Source organism: Halorubrum sp. PV6, from assembly GCF_003990725.2.
Classification (GTDB): domain Archaea; phylum Halobacteriota; class Halobacteria; order Halobacteriales; family Haloferacaceae; genus Halorubrum.
Map to the genome: position 1 here is coordinate 2388699 of NZ_CP030064.1, position 16145 is coordinate 2404843.

At 58.4% G+C, this 16145-nt stretch carries 17 protein-coding genes; 8 read left to right on the forward strand and 9 right to left on the reverse strand.

Annotation, left to right across the window (positions count from 1 at the left end):
* Nucleotides 1-1277 precede the first annotated feature (1277 nt).
* The 5 genes from DOS48_RS25900 to DOS48_RS25920 all read left to right on the forward strand — a co-directional run bounded on the left by DOS48_RS25900 (nt 1278) and on the right by DOS48_RS25920 (nt 6059).
* Nucleotides 1278-1481, forward strand: coding sequence for a hypothetical protein (locus tag DOS48_RS25900; RefSeq protein WP_168654265.1), 204 nt, complete (start codon nt 1278-1280; stop codon nt 1479-1481).
* Entirely contained in the window at nt 1468-2379 is a 912-nt protein-coding gene (locus tag DOS48_RS29665; protein ID WP_127118474.1) for a hypothetical protein, read from the forward strand. The genes DOS48_RS25900 and DOS48_RS29665 overlap by 14 nt, the downstream gene beginning before the upstream one ends.
* 135 nt (nt 2380-2514) lie before the next feature.
* Nucleotides 2515-3327 carry a uracil-DNA glycosylase family protein gene (locus DOS48_RS25910; protein ID WP_127118475.1) on the forward strand — a complete coding sequence of 271 codons (813 nt, stop codon included), beginning with the start codon at nt 2515-2517 and terminating at the stop codon, nt 3325-3327.
* 929 nt (nt 3328-4256) lie between these two features.
* Nucleotides 4257-4589 carry a hypothetical protein gene (locus DOS48_RS25915; protein ID WP_127118477.1) on the forward strand — a complete coding sequence of 111 codons (333 nt, stop codon included), beginning with the start codon at nt 4257-4259 and terminating at the stop codon, nt 4587-4589.
* Between the two features lie 810 nt (nt 4590-5399).
* Nucleotides 5400-6059 (forward strand): hypothetical protein, encoded by a 660-nt coding sequence (locus DOS48_RS25920; protein ID WP_127118479.1) that lies wholly within the window; start codon nt 5400-5402, stop codon nt 6057-6059.
* Between the two features lie 61 nt (nt 6060-6120).
* Here DOS48_RS25920 and DOS48_RS25925 read toward each other — a convergent pair whose 3' ends face one another.
* From DOS48_RS25925 to DOS48_RS25960, 8 genes are all read right to left on the reverse strand, one after another.
* The gene (locus tag DOS48_RS25925; RefSeq protein WP_158283848.1) at nt 6121-6279 is read right to left on the reverse strand and encodes a hypothetical protein; all 159 of its coding nucleotides are present in this window, start codon (nt 6277-6279) and stop codon (nt 6121-6123) included.
* 40 nt (nt 6280-6319) lie between these two features.
* Nucleotides 6320-7333, reverse strand: coding sequence for a site-specific integrase (locus tag DOS48_RS25930; RefSeq protein WP_127118480.1), 1014 nt, complete (start codon nt 7331-7333; stop codon nt 6320-6322).
* Between the two features lie 173 nt (nt 7334-7506).
* On the reverse strand, nt 7507-8253 hold the full coding sequence (locus DOS48_RS25935) for a hypothetical protein (protein WP_244629344.1): 747 nt from the start codon (nt 8251-8253) through the stop codon (nt 7507-7509).
* A 160-nt stretch (nt 8254-8413) separates the two neighbouring features.
* Complete coding sequence (locus tag DOS48_RS25940) at nt 8414-8884, reverse strand: peptidylprolyl isomerase (protein ID WP_127118482.1); 471 nt, start codon at nt 8882-8884, stop codon at nt 8414-8416.
* Nucleotides 8885-9008: 124 nt separating this feature from the next.
* Nucleotides 9009-10229, reverse strand: coding sequence for a pyridoxal-phosphate dependent enzyme (locus DOS48_RS25945; protein WP_127118483.1), 1221 nt, complete (start codon nt 10227-10229; stop codon nt 9009-9011).
* Between the two features lie 68 nt (nt 10230-10297).
* Nucleotides 10298-11149: an NAD(P)-dependent oxidoreductase gene (locus DOS48_RS25950; protein ID WP_127118484.1), complete on the reverse strand. Its 852-nt coding sequence runs from the start codon at nt 11147-11149 to the stop codon at nt 10298-10300.
* Between the two features lie 55 nt (nt 11150-11204).
* Nucleotides 11205-11471: a hypothetical protein gene (locus DOS48_RS25955; protein ID WP_127118485.1), complete on the reverse strand. Its 267-nt coding sequence runs from the start codon at nt 11469-11471 to the stop codon at nt 11205-11207.
* A complete protein-coding gene (locus DOS48_RS25960) occupies nt 11468-11737 on the reverse strand; it encodes a hypothetical protein (protein ID WP_127118486.1) in 270 nt (89 codons plus the stop codon). Before DOS48_RS25960 ends, DOS48_RS25955 begins: the two co-directional genes overlap by 4 nt.
* Nucleotides 11738-12070: 333 nt before the next feature.
* Between DOS48_RS25960 and DOS48_RS25965 the strand changes: the two genes are divergently transcribed.
* Complete coding sequence (locus DOS48_RS25965) at nt 12071-12832, forward strand: Lrp/AsnC family transcriptional regulator (RefSeq protein WP_127118487.1); 762 nt, start codon at nt 12071-12073, stop codon at nt 12830-12832.
* 64 nt (nt 12833-12896) lie between these two features.
* On the forward strand, nt 12897-13604 hold the full coding sequence (locus tag DOS48_RS25970; RefSeq protein ID WP_127118488.1) for a universal stress protein: 708 nt from the start codon (nt 12897-12899) through the stop codon (nt 13602-13604).
* A 101-nt stretch (nt 13605-13705) separates the two neighbouring features.
* Here the strand turns inward: DOS48_RS25970 and DOS48_RS25975 are convergent, their stop codons facing one another.
* Nucleotides 13706-14728, reverse strand: coding sequence for a DUF445 family protein (locus DOS48_RS25975; protein ID WP_127118489.1), 1023 nt, complete (start codon nt 14726-14728; stop codon nt 13706-13708).
* A 237-nt stretch (nt 14729-14965) separates the two neighbouring features.
* Here DOS48_RS25975 and DOS48_RS25980 point away from each other — a divergent pair, with 237 nt between their 5' ends.
* Nucleotides 14966-16084 (forward strand): tRNA (guanine(26)-N(2))-dimethyltransferase, encoded by a 1119-nt coding sequence (locus tag DOS48_RS25980; RefSeq protein WP_127118490.1) that lies wholly within the window; start codon nt 14966-14968, stop codon nt 16082-16084.
* Nucleotides 16085-16145 lie beyond the last annotated feature (61 nt).

Sequence of the window (16145 nt, forward strand, 5' to 3'; positions counted from 1 at the left end):
GTAGTAACGCATGGAGTCGGCACTATTCTCTTCCGTGTCCGTCACCGATTTTGACTATAGGACATAACTACCATACTTACATAATATAAATAATTCTGATATGTTGGCAGATACTCATCAGATCATCTTCGTTCGCAGTTGACAGTCATACACGCATGTTTCATCAATGTGAATTAGTAACATGCAATCTCTCGTAGGTCTGATCCTTTGAGTCAGGGTACTGTTCGGAGCTTGATTGTACAGTTTATTGGGTAATAGTAATGGTAATAGTAATACAGCACAGCAGACCGCACACAACGCGCGCTACAGCACAGCAACGCAACAACAGCGCCCGCACACGTACGTACAACAACAGCACAGCAACAGATACAGCATAATAGTAACAGTCAACCCAAACCCTCCCCCTCAATGTGTTGTTACGTACGATTAATCCATACGCAAATACAAGATGGGTGTTGACCTACAAGATCGAGACGCGATTGCTCGGATGTACGTGATGGAAGGCGAGGAAGTGCCATATAATTCAGCGCGCTTCTAAGGCCGCTGGCAGTATCGCAGTCAAATCTCTCCGGTGTCCGAATGGTTCTGTTCATTTCCGTACGAAAACGTCGTGTGAGTCTTCTGAGCGTTTCGCCTTGCGAGAGTAACAGGAATAATACTAATATTTCTTATGCTACTACATTCATACCATATATCTTATACTACAGTTGGAACATTCGTCGATCTGTTGAGCGCGTCGATAGGTGACTCTCTCTCAGAGATTTTCGGTCTGAGGCCAAGAAATACGGGTCACAATAAGTCAAATTCTGTGGATACAGAGGTTCAGGAATGAGAGTGCATGGGAGATATTAAAAAACTTTATAGTATTAACAAATCATGAATGACACTGCGACTCAATCCCATCGGACACCGGAGAGGGGTATATAAACCCTTTACCATTAATAGTAGTGTAGGGGGACAGAGACAAATCCCGCCTCCTATATCTATTATGCGAGAAACAACTATCAGCGTCAGCCATGCCGAAAAGGACGCACTCGACGATGCGCGACTTGCAATGTACAATACTGACGAAGTACCCTACGGAGCTGTAATTGACGAACTTGCTGGCCGGATAACTGGCGACAAGGAATAGCGACAGCTGCTGAATTTCAGATCTTATGTCGATTTCTAAATCTAACGAGCAGAATCCATATTGTATCGGTGAATCAGATAATGAGCAGTCCTGTTACTTTTGGACTCAAGACGACCGAGATTATTTCAAGGAACCTGGAGGTGAGATGTTGAATCTCTCACGACTGACAGCCTACGCAGAATATGGTGAGAAAGTCCACGAACTCGAAGTTCATCATGAAATTCCAGCCATCAAAGCAGACATACCCGAGTTCTTGGACCCGGTACCTCTTGGAGAACATAGACCGTCTCACTCTGGTCATCCGGTAGTCGAGGAAGACGGTATACCGCTACTTCGTGTTGACAGCTGACGGTAGCCGAGACGACTATGGCGGACACCACGAAACCGAACCAGGCGATCCGTCAAACCCAAACCACGCGGCACGTCGAAGGTTACCACTCGCACCATCATCGGTCAAGGTAGAACGACTACCAGACCCACTCACAGAGTTCGGAGAGCCACTATCCATTGAGGAAGCACGAGAGGCGTACCTACGTACTCAACGAGCCTCATGGAACTCTGATAATCGTACATCGAAGTACGAGCGCCATCGGTATAGTCTCTATCCGAGAATCCTCGATGCCGACCGACATTTTCAGTCAGAGTTCGATGGGCTGACTACAGCGATGCTATCCCGACGGCTTTCACCCATTGACGAGGCAGGGAACTGGCTCACTCCCTGGGAATGTAACGAAATGCTACATGGAGGGAGTATTCATCGCTCGGTTCGAGAAGCCGTAGACTACCAACTTGACAGGTTCTCATACGAATGGGTTGCCGTGACAGCGCCAACTCAAAGTGCTGGTACTCCGCATGAACACGTCTACTTCTGGATTGACGATCCTGACAACAAGGTGATGACAGAGTACTTCGAGACTGGGCTTGAGAGACACTTGGACCACTGTGTCAACGCCTACCAGAAACATCACCAGTATCGGACTGACGGATCAGGTGGAGCGATGACAGTTCAACATAGTCCGGAAGTTGTCAAAGAAGCGCCGGATAAGGTTCATGAGATTCTCGAAGAGAGTTCACCACGACCGAACACGCAAGGATCACAGTATCTCGCTTCTCAGCTTGCTCATCTTCCTGTGGGGGACGTCTACGATGGGGGTAAAGAGAATCCCCCAGAGGCTCTGATCGAAGGGGCGGCTCTCTCATGGGCAAGTCCACGGAACTGGTTCCGAGCGAGTCGGGGAGTACCGTAGTTGTAGAGTTTCCGTTGGGTAGGCCATAGTCATCTCCTAAAGATTGGTCCGATTAGTTACACTGAAAATCTTTGAGTTACATCATTTGATAATTATTCCACAAATTATAATCAATATGGGTTTTGTGTCATTCATATGGATACTCCCGAAACGATAGAAGAAATATATGACTCATGGAATCCAGATAATGGAGGATTTGAAAGTGCTTGTTCAAAATGTCCCGTTAGGGATGAACGGGGTTGCCGTTCGCCATTCTATGGTCTTGGGACTTTTGACGATCGTGGTGAAGTAGATGTAATGCTGATTGGAGAATCTCCTGGAACAGCGAACCAGGAAGACGGTGCTAATCCATCAGTTTCCGAAATTCCAAAATTTCCAGAATTTTTCACGAAGAAGATATCGGATGGTTTCGGAGAAAATAGCCCACACTTACATCCATTTACTAATGAGCTACAAGAAAAAAACCATGTTTATTACACAAATTTGCTGAAGTGCAACAAGTTGGCTGTCCCCGATGATGGAGATTCTTGGTTACCCGTTAGGATCTTGAACGAACAATCTGAGCCTACAGGTCGCCATTCTGATCTAAATGATCGTGCGAAGAGAATCTGTATGAATTACCTTATTACTGAGATAATCCGGTTGAATCCTGACGTGATTGTTCCGTTTGGAGGAAATAAGATGGTTAAAGAAGTATACGACCTTTTTGGAGTGTCAGTCCCCAATTTAAAAAAGGCGATTAATAATAGGAAGACATATTCGGTCAACCTTGCCTCCGATACCCACTCAAAGACATATTCAGGTACAGTTGTCCCATCTTATCATTTTTCTGAGAACCATTTCAAAAGTAGAGTAACGAATATTTCTGGCGTCTCGGGCGACTCGGTGGATGAAGTGCGAGGCCAGTATTGGCCTATAATTACCCAGATGATAGAACAAGAGCTGTAATTTGCCAACGCGAAGTTCTTCGCCCAACGTTTGATGGACGAGAGCGAGAATAAGCTGAGTCCACAACCTGCTGATCCTGTTCATTTGGAGTCTGTGAGCCGGGTGTGTTCCAGATTGGCTCGCCATAGTTCTATTACGGTGACAAGACCGATAAAACCGGTTACAGAGAGCCACGGAATCACCGCCAGATCATAGTTGACGTATTCAAACTACCATGGCTAAGCCGTTTTCCGTGGAATAGCTCATAGTCGTCTCCAAACTGATAAGAACCTGAACTATTCTATACACTACCAATATTGCCCCTCCAAGATTAGCTGTTATCCAGCCAAATTGTAAGCTACCCGAATAGTTATACAGTTATCATGTGTTGTCTGTGAGCGGATGGCACCCCAGACACAGACGATAACTGTAGACCGCATGAGTAACAGCGGTAACGCCATCGCTCACCAGCAACATGCTGGTAAAACCGTCCTCGTTCCTGCTGGAGAGGTCGGTGTAGAATACGACGTGCGATTGGTCGATCAGGGGTCTCACTTCGAGGCGCGACTGGTTGACCGTACTGAGCAGACTCAACCCTCGCAACCAAGCATTAGTCCCGACACGAGTAACGTCGGCAAGGGACGCGGGTCAGACTCTCACTCTCATAAGATTCAGTCGTCACCAGCTGGTGGCCGACTGCGTGGGACTCCTGGTGGGTCTGGGAAGGCGCAACGTCGACGTATGTCTCAACGGAAGAAGTAGAGACTGCGAGCGGAGCGATTATTTTTTAGTTCATTTCTGACGCCGAGATACAGCTGAAACTACATCGCCTCAAAGGATTGATTCTCCGGAGAGGTTCCTCCCAAATCGGCTGTCCAAAGACAAAGACCGGTCTTTAATTCTTTATATCAATAATCTTATATATCTGTAGATACTATGATCAAACACGAATGACAGACGAAAATGCCGGACGTCAGCAGGTCGAACAAGACGATATTGATCTCACAGAGTGGGTCCTTGGATTCGAAATTCGAGTGGACGGGGACATGGTGGGAGCTATCGAAGGAGAACCAGGAACTATCGAGTATTTCACGGTCATTCCAAACCCCAAGTATGAGCATCTCAAGCAAGCCGCGCTCAACGAGTTCATCGAAGAAAGCCGGAATCACGGTGCTACCGAGATCGTTACGAGCGGTCTGATGGAGCCTTCGGTTATCCCAACGCTTGAAGCAGAAGGATTCGAAGAGCGAAGCGACGAGATTGGTTGGGTAAAAGAAATCTGAGGACGATTGACCCTCAGCTCATTCGAACAAGTCTACCGATTCTGGATCGACCACATGAGAGCCGGAATTAGCAGATACTGATACTTCTGAAGCGGGAGTGTATTCATCATCATACTGGCTCAGAACAGCTTCATTCTGGGCGATGATCCTCTCGACGGTACGGACCATTGAGTCGATCTGGGAGGTCGGTTGGCTGTCCATCTGCCAGGTCTTTCAGATGTGGCGGCCTCAATGCACCGAAACTCGATCCCACCCCTCAGCTGTTACTCGAAATCCCTCCGATTTACCGACTCACCCGCAGTGAAATCTTTCCATGCCTCGGGGTTCTGGTAACCCATCATGTCAGTCATGCTAACTCCGATGCCTCCAGCACCGAAAGCAAAAATCGGGATTGAGTGTAAGTACGCTCCAAGGAGTGCGATACATGGGAATATGAGAACGCCTCCAGCAGTTGCCTTGACCTGTCGATTACTCATTTCGTGTGGTGTTCGAAAGTCCACCTGAGTCGGGATCCTAAACCAATATCGAGAGAAGAACGTACTTCCTCCGAATATACGCCCGAATAGAAAATGGACTAACTCATGAGCAAATAGACCAGCAGCAGACAGTCCAAGTATGACAGCCACGTCCTGAATAAGTCCGAGATTCATTGGCCGCTTCGTACAACGGACTCTCTCGTCTAATACCTAAGGCTATTAGATATAGATCTGTTCTTTGAACAATACCTCAAGGTATTCTGGACAATGTTGGCTCAAATCATTCGAATCGGAACCTAAAATATACATATTATCAAGTAGAACTGTTTAGAAAGTGGATCGACAAATATTGCTCACGGCGATTATTGCAGTTGCAAGTGTTCTAAGCCTCATGATTTCGACGTTGGCTGGGATTCCAGAAATTGTCAGATATTACCCAAGTGCTATAACAGGTCTTTTAGAGATTATCCCTCTCGATCTGGTGTCTGTATGGGGTGAAAGGATTGGTTTGCTTTTGCTAGGTCTATCTCTCGGCTGGCTTGCTCATATTAGATACATATCAGACTCATCAAAATCTGTTGACAAGATAGAGGGATGTGTTAAATTGAGAGGTGTCCTGTGGAAGGGGACAGCAAAGATAAATAATGGTCATTTTGTTGATATTAGTGTCCCTAATAAACCGTTGTGTTCTGAATGTCAGTCACCTATGAACAGCTCTGAAACAGGGAGTGGGTTCAACCAAGATTTTTTCTGGAAATGTCCCAGTTCAGCTCATGAAAACATAGTAGAGCGAGATTTTGATCGAGAAGACGAAGCAGTAAATCTGTTCTCGAAACATTTTGGTCGCATTGTTGAATCTGAAGATGAGGAATATTCACTTGATTCGCTAGTTGAGAGTATTAAAAATAGGGGTGGCAAAATCACCAGTAGAGCAATCTGGATCGAATACGTGGGAGTTGTAGACGATCCAGACATATCTGTAGATTGTTTTTAAACCCTAACAGTATACTATATTACGAAGTGTTGGCTACTGAGAATTTCAACAGAATCAGTTCTCATATATTGTGCTGCCCTTCCTTTCGTTGCAGCTCCTCCTCAACACGTTCTAACACAGAGGATGCATAACTTCGACCCTCAGAGTCTCGGTCCTTTGAGTTGACTATCTTCTCCATTTCATGCTCAAGGAAGACAAGCTGGCGGAGAGTGAGATCCACATAAAGAATAGGGACCGTGAGTTTATAAAAGACGGTGAGGCTATTCCATATCGAACATCTCTCGCCGTAAGTCTCGCTTCTCTGATTCAGTCCGAGCGTCGTAGTGTTTGTCCAGCGTTGGTATGCTGACGTTCATCCGGTCGCTGATCAGCTCCTTCCGGTGCCCTTCGTTAAGCCAATGGGTGATAGCTCCTCGCCGAATAGCGTGGGGCTTGTGAGAGCCGGGACATTGCGCGGCCTTGTTGTACTCCTGCACGGCGACACACTCTGACTTTTCTCGATCGTGGGGACACTCTCCGGTGTAGTGGCACGGACGGGTGAGTCGGCGGATGTGTGTCCGGAGATTAGACAACGCCATACGACCATACTTTGAGGCGAAGAGAGGGTTCCGACCGTAGTCGTCCTCCACCTCGATGTGATTCATCCGTAGATAATCGTCGAGGATTTCGCACGTCCAATCGTGGAGATTTACTTCTCGTTCGGCAGGCTCCTTGTTTTTCTGTGGAGTACCTTCGTCGGGATCGTGAGACACCTCAATGTATTTCTCTTCGGGATAGTAGTCGTCAACGTCTAACGACCGAGCGTTTCCGAGACGCATACCAGTATCCCATAAGAGGGCAAAGAGGGCGTGCCGTCTCGTTGCATACTCAAAGTCGTCTAAGTATTCGAGAATCTGGTCAGCTATCTCCGGTTCAATCTTCTCGGAGCGAACCTTCTCGTCGGGGTCATTGAGGACCATGTTCTCCACGACCCACGACTCAATGAGTCCCATCGAATTGGACCACTTGAGGAAGCTTCGGAGTGAGCAGAGGTCGTTGTAGAGGGTCATTTCATTGACCTCGCCAACTTCTCGCCGCCGTTTCTTGAAGTCGGAGATGTGGAAGCCGTCTATCTCACAGATGTTGTCGAGGTCAATTCCCTCGCAGAAGTCGAGGAACAGTCCAAGGGATGAGGCGTTGTTGTAGTACGTAGAGTCAGCCCATTCGGGTTTCTTGTCGGTCAGGTAGCGTTCAATCGCACGTTCCGGCTTCATTTGTGTTCGAGATTCGGACATGGTTGAGTCGAACCCCGGTACGGTGAAGCGAGTTATACCGCAGGTTCACACTCCTGCGGTGCGGTAGCCGGAGCGCGTGCGGATTCGCGCGACGGCGGGCAGGTCGGCGGTTCGAATCCGCCCCAACCCATACGTTTTCCTGCCGCGCTTGAAGGAGTGACGGAGTCGGCCGATTAGGCCCCTGCCTGGTCTACCCAGTCGGGCTCCTCGACCGTGGTCGAACCGACGCCGGTGAGCGAGAACTCCCACGCGCCGCTCACCTCTTGATCGTCCGCTCGCCCGGAGAACTGCCACGATTCGTGGCGCGAGAGGCCGTTTTCGTCGACCAAGACGGCGTACTCGAAGTTCGTCACCTCGAAGTTGCCGGGTTCGCCTTGCGCGGAGACCGATCCGGCCCGAATCAGCGCTTCGTCGGTGGCGGACAGCTCGTATCGATCCACGGTGACACCGTCGAACGTCTCGGTCCCGGCGGACACCAGATCGTCGTCGGCGCCGTACGCGCGGGCCTGAGACAGCGCGATGGCGGTGCCGAGCACCTCCGAGGACCCCTCCTGTGACGACACGAACGCGTCGTCGCCGGTCCCAAAGCGGACGTACGTCACGCCGCCGTCGACGAACTGCTCGATGTTGCCGCCGTCCGCCTGCCCGTCGGTTGCGGACGTAGTACGGGTGTACGATCGCTCGGCCTCGAGGTCGGCGTAGAACTCGCGGGTGACCTCGATCTCTGCCCCGCTCGCGTCGACACCGCTGTACGACCACGTGACGGTGAAACTCCCCGCATCGCGGAGCAGGCGCTCGGGATCGCCCAGATCGAACGCGTCGCTGCCGCTCGCGCCGTCGCCGGTCGCTCCGTCGCCGGTCGCACCGTCGCCGGTCTCGGCCGATCCGCCCGCGGAGTCGGCGCCATCGGCGCTTGGCATACCACCGCCGCCGGCACAACCCGCGAGGACGACGAGCAACACCACGACGAAGAGATGGATGCGACGCGAATGCATGACAGCGATACGCCGAGCAGCAGCATAAGTAGATACGGAACACGCCACGAACGCCGACCTACTCGATCGGCGAGTCCGTCGGGCCTCAGTTGACTTCGAGGATTTCGACGTCGAACGTCAGCGTCTCGCCGGCGAGGCGGGGGTTAAAATCGACGCGGACGACATCCTCGTCGACGTGGACGACTTCGCCCTGGCTCCCGTTTTGCGCCTCTAGATAAGCGCCCTCCTCGGGCGTCTGGCCGCCGAGCATCTCTTCGAGTTCCGCGGTGTCGAACGCCTGAATCTGGTCGTCGCTGGGCTCGCCGTAGGCCTTCTCGGGCGGGATCTCCAGCGTCTCTTCCTCGCCGGCCGCCAAGCCGATCAGCCCCTCCTCCATCCCCTGGATGACCTGCTCGTCACCAACCTCGACCGTCAGCGGTGCGTACTCGCGGTCGGGTTGGGCTTCGGCGAGACCCGTCTCCTCCGCGACGGAGCGTCGGGACGTATCGAACACGGTGCCATCGTCGAGGCGCCCTGTGTACTCGAGGGTCACAGAGTCGCCTGTGGTTATCGACATACCGAGGGGAGACGCGCCACAGGGGAAAGGCCGTCGTACGAGGACGGCGAGAGACCGAGCGTCGATAGCGGCGCGTCAGCCACCGGACGCGGTCGCGTCGTCCCCGTACTCGGTACATCTCGACTCAGCCAACGAGGCCCCGAACCGCGTCAGGGACGTCAGTTCGGTCGATCTCGCCGACCTCCGGGTCGTCGTCGCCGGGCGTCCCGTACTTGTACCCCGACCCGGTCAAGATCACGGCGACGTCCTCGTCGGGCGCGAGTTCGCCGGCCGCCGTGAGATCGCGGACGGCCGCGGTCGCCACGGCGCAGGACGGTTCGACCGATATCCCGGCGTCGGCCGCGAGCCGATCCGTCTCGGCCAGCAACGCCTCCTCCGGGACGGACACGACCGCCCCGTCGGTGTCGCGGGCCGCCGCCAGCGCCCGGTTCCCGCTCGGCGGATCGGCGTTGTTGATCGAGACGGCGGCCGTCGGCTCGCCTCGAACGGCGTCGACGTTCGTCGCGCCGCGTTCGAACGCCTGCGCGATCGGGTCACAGCGCGCGGCCTGCGCGAGGTAGATCCGCGGTACGGCGTCGATCAGCCCCGCCGCGTGCAGCTCTCGAAGCGCCTTCCAGACGCCGCTCGCCTGCCCGCCGCTGCTGACGGGTAGGACGATCGCGTCGGGGACCGCCGGGCGGAACGCCTCGCAGATCTCGTACGCGACGGTCTTCTGTCCGGCGACCCGCAGGGGGCTGTCGGAGTTCAGAAAGGCGACGCCCAGATCGTGTTCGAGGGTGTCGTAGTACAGCCGACCGTACTCGCCGCGAACCCTGAACAGGTGCGGGTCGTGCTGGGCGATCATCGCCAGCCGGGAGTCGGGCGTGTCTTCGGCGACGAGGATCACCGCCTCGCGGTCGTCCGCCGCCGCGTGCGCGGCGACGCTCAGGGCCATGTTCCCGTGCGAGACGGTCCCGACCGGGCCGTCGAGGCGGCTGAGCCCGACGGCCGTTCCCCGGTCTTTGAAACTGCCGGTCGGGTTGGTGCCCTCGAGTTTGAGGTGGATTCGCGGCCCGTCCGACGGTTCGATCGCCGGGGCTCGCAGGAGGGGCGTGCCGCCTGCCGCCGCGCCGAGGCCGACGGGCGTCGTCGCGGGGAGGGCGGACTCGTAGCGCCAGAGGCCGCGCCGCCCGGCGACCGCGTCGGGAGTTGCGCCGGTGGTCGCGTCGCCGGATTTCGCGCCGGCGTCGGGCCAGGAGACGGCCGCAGCGTCGATGTCGAACCAGAGCGGCTCGCCGCAGGAACAGCGGTCGGCGTCGCCGAACGGGTACGTCTCGCCGCAGTCGTAACACGTCAGTCGGTTCATGGCCGCCGATCGCGGCCTTGCCTAAAGGGTTGCCCGATACCTCGCGCCACCGGGGACCGGGAGTCGCGTCAGACCTCGCGTTCGAACGCCGGGTCGAACATCTGTGCCGACATCGGTGCCGGATCGCCCTCGGTGAGGTTGTACGCCGAGAAGTCGGTGACGCCGGCCTCGCGGAGCAGGTCCTCATCGTAGAAGCTGTTGCCCGTGCAACTCGCGGGGTCGCGGGAGAGGATTTCGAGCGCCGCGTCGGAGACGATCTCCGGGGTGCGCCAGTCGTCCTCGGTGCCGAGCCCGAAGTACCGGGTCGCGCGGGTGTCGATGGCGGTCACCGGCCAGAAGGTGTTACAGCCGACGTCGGCGCTGTTCAGCTCCTTGGCGAGCGAGAGCGTGATAAACGACATCCCGAGTTTGGACCACGCGTACGGCGCCTTCCCCGGAGAGCGGTCGGTCACGACCGGCGGCGAGTTCGACAGGAGCCACGCCTCGTCGAGTTCGGCGAGGTGGTCGGCGAACGCGTGTGCGACGAGGTGGGTACCCCGGACGTTCACGTCGGTCAGCAGGTCGAATCGGTTCGCCGGCAGGTCGGCGACGTTGGCCAGTTGGATGGCGCTCGCGTTGTTGATGACGATGTCGACCTCGCCGAAGTGGTCTATCGCCTCCTCGACGACCGCCTCAACGCGGTCCTCGTCGCGGAGGTCGAGTTCGAGCGCGAGCGCCTCGACGCCGCGGTCGCGAACCTCGCGGGCCGTCTGCTCTATGGTGCCGTCGAGTTCGGCCTCGTCGTCGTCGGTCGTCTTGCCCGTCGAGACGACGTTACAGCCGCAGTCGGCGAGCGCGAGGGCGAGCTGTTTGCCGATACCGCGGGTCGTGCCCGTGATGAAGGCCGTCGAGCCCGAAAGATCGGGGGGCGTAAGTGCCATACCGGCCGTTCGGCGGGCCGACGTATAGAAGTCGGTGTGTCGGCGGGAGGCGACCTTACGTCGGCGAGACGCGCCACGTCGTCGCGCCGGTGTACGACCACTTTTCGATCTCGATACCCTGTACCGAGTCCTGTAGCTGCACTATCAGGGCGCCGATCTCCTTCGGCGAGAGGTCCACGTCGTCGGCGATAAACTTCGCTTTGAGGTACGTCTCGCCGTCGGCGGCCTCCTCGCGGAGGAACGCCGCGAGCCGGTCTGCCTTTTCGGTGGTCGATTCGCTGGACTGTGCGGTCGTCTGCGCGCTGGTGTGTGTGGTACTCATTGGGTTGAAGCGTCAGCGGGGGTGGTGTGTTCGTGACCGACGACGACGCACGCCGCGTGTGCGGCGATGAGCGCGAGCGTGCTCCAGCCGTTGTCGAATCCCAGCAGGCCGTACGCCGCGGGGAGGTACGCGAGCGGGAGGAGCACCGCCGCCCAGAACGCGGCGGCGCGAACGCCCGCGACGGCTTTGTCTCGGCAGGCGGCCGAGAGGCTGGACCCGATCCGAAGTGGCGTCCGAACGGACGAGGAGGACGTTTGGCTTGACATGTGGAACACCGTCGTCGCTCATCGCTCGGAGCGCCGACTGCATATAAGGGGCAGAGCGTTGACGCGTTTTCAGCCGGATTATCGACGCCTACGGTGAGTTTCAGACCGTTCAGCGACTGGGAGGCATCGTTTTAAACGGTTCGAAAAACGCTTAAAAGATTTATTCTGCTCGTTGAGCGGTTAAAATCGGAACGGGGGCTGAGCGCGACGGTGCCGGAGTGTGCCGGCTCCGACCGGGCGAACTTCGCCGTGAGTAAGTCATATTACCGTCAGGCGGCTACCACGCGACATGACGAGGACTCGACGACGTGGCTCGCCCGGGGGCGCTCGACCGTGAGCCACCGACTCGACGAGATAGACCGACAGATCGTCCACGCGCTGATGTCGGACGCGAGGAACACCTCCGCGCCGATGATCGCGGAGGAGATGAACGTGTCCGCGGGGACGGTCCGCAACCGGATCGAGCGGTTAGAGGAGGCGGGCGTGATCCGCGGCTACACCGCAATCGTCGACTTCGAGCAGGCCGACGGGCGGCTCACGTCGGTCTTTATGTGCACCGTCCCGGCGGACGAGCGCGAGCGGCTGGCGCTCGCGGCCCGGTCGATTCCGGGCGTCATCAACGTGCGCGTGCTGATGGCGGGACGCCGCGACCTGCAGGTGGTCGCGGTCGGCGAGGAGACGAGCGACCTCCGCGAGATTGCGCGCGCGCTCTCGGGACTCGACATCCGCATCGAGGACGAGGAACTGCTCCAGTCCGAGCTACACACGCCGTACTCGCGGTTCCTCAGCGACGACAGCAGGAAGTCGGTCGTCACGGACACCGTCACCCTCGCGGACGGGAGCGCCGTGATCGAGGTGTGCGTCACCGACGACGCGCCGATCGTGGGACAGTCGCCCGCGGCGGCCCGGTCCGAGGGCCTCCTCCCGAGCACGACCGTCGTGACGTCCATCGAGCGCGACGGCTCCATCATCCACCCGGTCGACGACACGGCCATCCAACCGAACGACGTGGTGACCGTGCTGCCGAAAGAGTCGTCCGACGAGGCCGTCCTCGACGCGTTCCTCGCGGACGACGCCGCGACGCTGTCGACGTAAGATCGAAGCGGCGAGCCGGTCGGTCGATCGGCCGTTTATTGTTCCGGACGCCCAACGGTACGGTATGGTAGACACGATCCTCGTTCCGATCGAACTTCCCGATCCCGAGCCGTTGTCGCCGGTTCTCGTGGACGACCTCTCGTCGCTTGAGGTGGTGCTCCTCGGTCACTACGGGCTCCCGGAGCAGACGCCGGCGGCGTCCGCGCGCGACCAGTTCGGCGCGGACGCGCAGGCGACGCTCGACGAGGTGGCCGAGCGCTTCGCCGAGGCGGGCGCCGCCGTCCGGACGCGACTCGTGTTCGGCAAGGACCGGGCGGCCGCCATCCAGGAGGTGGCCGCCGAAGAGGACTGCGTGGCCGAACTCGACCCCGCCCCGACCGACGGCATCGAGCGGATCCTCGTCCCGCTTCCGGACGTCGCCGAGGTCGACCGCCTGCCGACGTTCATCCGGATCCTCTGTGAGGACTCGACCGGACAGATCACCCTCTTCCACGTCGTCGAGGGCGAGGAGCGGCGCGAGCAGGGGGAAGCGGTGGTCACGGAGACGCGCGAACAGCTGATCGCGGACGGATTCGACCCCGACGAGGTCGACACGCGGGTCGTGGAGGGCGAGGAACACGACGAGGAGATTCTCAGGGTCGCCGCCGAGTACGACGCCGTCGTGATGTACGAGGCCGAGTCGCGGCTGGGCGACCGACTCTTCGGAACCCTCCCCGACCGGATCGCGAATCAGACCGGCGACCCGGTGATCGTCGTCAACCGAGACTACTGACCGCGGACGGCCGAGACGCGGGCCGACACGCTCCGAACTGAATCGATGGTAGTGAACCGCAGGCGGGCTGAGTCTCGGGATACGCGGCCGCGCTCTCGCGGTTACTCGTCGTCGGTCTGCTTGTCGTCGGTCTGCTTGTCGTCGGTCTGCTTGTCGTCGACCGTCTCTTCGACCTTCTTGTCGACGGTCTCCTCTACCTTCTCGTCGACCTTCTCGTCTACCGTCTTCTCGACCGTCTCCTCGACTTTTTCGCCGACCGTCTCCTCGACCGTCTTCTCGACTGTTTCGCCGACTGTCTCCTCGACGGTCTCTTCTACTTTCTCGCCGACCGTCTCGTCTACCGTCTCCTCAACCGTCTTCTCGACCGTTTCGCCGACGGTCTCCTCGACTTTCTCGCCGACCGTCTCGTCTACCGTCTTCTCGACCGTTTCGCCGACTGTCTCTTCGACTTTCTCGCCGACTGTCTCTTCGACTTTCTCGCCGACCGTCTCTTCGACCGTCTTCTCGACTGTTTCGCCGACCGTCTTCTCGACCGTCTCGCCGACGGTCTCCTCTACCTTCTCACCGACGGTCTCCTCTACCTTCTCGCCGACGGTCTCCTCTACCTTCTCGCCGACGGTCTTCTCGACCGTCTCGCCCACGCTCTTTTCGACCTCCTTGCTCACCGTGTCGCCGACCGTCTTCTCCACCTCTTTGCTCACGGTCTCGCCCACGCTCTTCTCGACCTCTTTGCTCACCGTATCGCCGACCGTCTTCTCCACCTCCTTGCTCACGGTCTCGCCCACGCTCTTTTCGACCTCCTTGCTCACCGTGTCACCGACCGTCTTCTCGACTTCCTTGTTGACCGTCTCGCCCACGCTCTTCTCGACTTCCTTGTTGACCGTCTCGCCCACGCTCTTTTCCACCTCTTTGCCGACTTGATCGGCGACCTCGCGGGTCATCCAGTCGGGGTCGAACCGGGCCATCTTCCAGACGACGTGAACGACGTAAGAGGCGAACACGCCGATCCCGAACGCCACGCCGATGTTGTTCGCGTTGAGCGTCGCGATGAGGACGATCGAGAGGATGATCAGCGCACCGTAGGCGATGTCGGTGATCGCGTCGACGCGGGCGGGGCTTACCATCGCCGATCCGCCTCCGCGAGCGCGACGCGTCCGTGACTCGCTCCGTCTCCGCGATCGTCTCGTCTGTTCCACGTGAAACTCATTCGTACCTTCCCTTTCCGCGCTGACGGGCTAAATCTCCCGCTTCGCGTCGCCGGCGCTTGTTCCCAATTGACGAGGCGGACGGCGCCGGTTCGGGGCGTCACGGTACGGCGCGCGGAGCGGGCCGCTTTTGTGGCGGATGACCGAACGCGAGGCATGGACATCGAGGAGGGCGGTCTCACCGTTTCCGTTCCGGAGGCCCGCGACGGCGCCAGCGAGGGCACCGGCGGCGGCGTCTTTTTTAACCCCACCCAAGAGCTGAACCGCGACATCACCGTCGCGGTGCTGCGCGCGTACCGCGACCGCGAGCCGCGAGCGGCCTCGTATCTCGACGCGATGGCGGCCTCCGGCGTCCGGGGCGTCCGCGCCGCCGCCGAGGGGTACGACGTGACGTGCGCGGACGTGGACCCGGACGCGGTCGAACTGGCCGCCGAGAACCTCGCCGCGAACGACCTCGACGGCGACACCGTCCACCGCGACGTCAACGCGCTGTTGTACGAGAACGTCTTCGACGTCGTCGACCTGGACCCGTACGGGACGCCGATCCCCTTCGCCGACGCCGCGCTGGCGAACGCGCGCAACCTCGTCTGCGTCACGGCGACCGACACCGCCCCCCTCTGTGGCGCCCACTTACAGAGCGGCATCCGCAAGTACGGCGCGGTCCCGCGGAACACCGATTACCACCCCGAGATGGGGCTTCGGACGCTGATCTCCGCGCTGGTCCGGACCGCCGCGCGCTACGACAAGGCGGCGCGACCGATCGTGTCGCACGTCTCGCGACACTACGCGCGGACCTACCTCGAACTGGACTCCGGCGCGCAGGCGGCCGACGCCTGCATCGACGAACTCGGCTACGTCGACCACTGCGAGGACTGCCTCTGGCGCGAGGCGACCCGCGGGCTGATCGCGGACCCCGTCGAGCGCTGTCCCGTCTGTGACGGCGACCGCGTGCTCACCGCCGGACCGCTCTGGCTCGGCCCCGTCGCAGACCCCGACTTCACCCGCGCCGTCCGCGGACACGTCACCGACGACATGGGGGAGGCGAAGCGCGCCCGGAAGCTGCTCGGAACCGTCGCCCGCGAACTCGACACGCCCACCCACTACGACCAGCACCGACTGTACAAGGCGTGGGGCGAGGCGGCCATCGGGATGGACGAGTTCGTCGAGCGCCTCCGGGGCGCGGGCCACGAGGCGAGCCGCGCGCACTACCGCGGGACCGCGGTCAAAAGCGGCGCGTCGATCCCAGAGATGCGCGCGGCGGTCCTCGACGACTGAGCCGCGCGAGCGACCCGCGTCACCCGCCCCCCTTTTGTCGCCGTCGCTCGAACCCGCGGCC

What these genes read in the sequence shown, in the direction of transcription:
- DOS48_RS25900 (WP_168654265.1), top strand. Translation starts at nt 1,278, where the DNA reads ATGTTGAATCTCTCACGACTGACAGCCTACGCAGAATATGGTGAGAAA.
- DOS48_RS25910 (WP_127118475.1), top strand. Translation starts at nt 2,515, where the DNA reads ATGGATACTCCCGAAACGATAGAAGAAATATATGACTCATGGAATCCA.
- DOS48_RS25915 (WP_127118477.1), top strand. Translation starts at nt 4,257, where the DNA reads ATGACAGACGAAAATGCCGGACGTCAGCAGGTCGAACAAGACGATATT.
- DOS48_RS25930 (WP_127118480.1), bottom strand. Translation starts at nt 7,333, where the DNA reads ATGTCCGAATCTCGAACACAAATGAAGCCGGAACGTGCGATTGAACGC.
- DOS48_RS25935 (WP_244629344.1), bottom strand. Translation starts at nt 8,253, where the DNA reads ATGCCAAGCGCCGATGGCGCCGACTCCGCGGGCGGATCGGCCGAGACC.
- DOS48_RS25940 (WP_127118482.1), bottom strand. Translation starts at nt 8,884, where the DNA reads ATGTCGATAACCACAGGCGACTCTGTGACCCTCGAGTACACAGGGCGC.
- DOS48_RS25945 (WP_127118483.1), bottom strand. Translation starts at nt 10,229, where the DNA reads ATGAACCGACTGACGTGTTACGACTGCGGCGAGACGTACCCGTTCGGC.
- DOS48_RS25950 (WP_127118484.1), bottom strand. Translation starts at nt 11,149, where the DNA reads ATGGCACTTACGCCCCCCGATCTTTCGGGCTCGACGGCCTTCATCACG.
- DOS48_RS25955 (WP_127118485.1), bottom strand. Translation starts at nt 11,471, where the DNA reads ATGAGTACCACACACACCAGCGCGCAGACGACCGCACAGTCCAGCGAA.
- DOS48_RS25960 (WP_127118486.1), bottom strand. Translation starts at nt 11,737, where the DNA reads ATGTCAAGCCAAACGTCCTCCTCGTCCGTTCGGACGCCACTTCGGATC.
- DOS48_RS25970 (WP_127118488.1), top strand. Translation starts at nt 12,897, where the DNA reads ATGGTAGACACGATCCTCGTTCCGATCGAACTTCCCGATCCCGAGCCG.
- DOS48_RS25975 (WP_127118489.1), bottom strand. Translation starts at nt 14,728, where the DNA reads ATGGTAAGCCCCGCCCGCGTCGACGCGATCACCGACATCGCCTACGGT.
- DOS48_RS25980 (WP_127118490.1), top strand. Translation starts at nt 14,966, where the DNA reads ATGGACATCGAGGAGGGCGGTCTCACCGTTTCCGTTCCGGAGGCCCGC.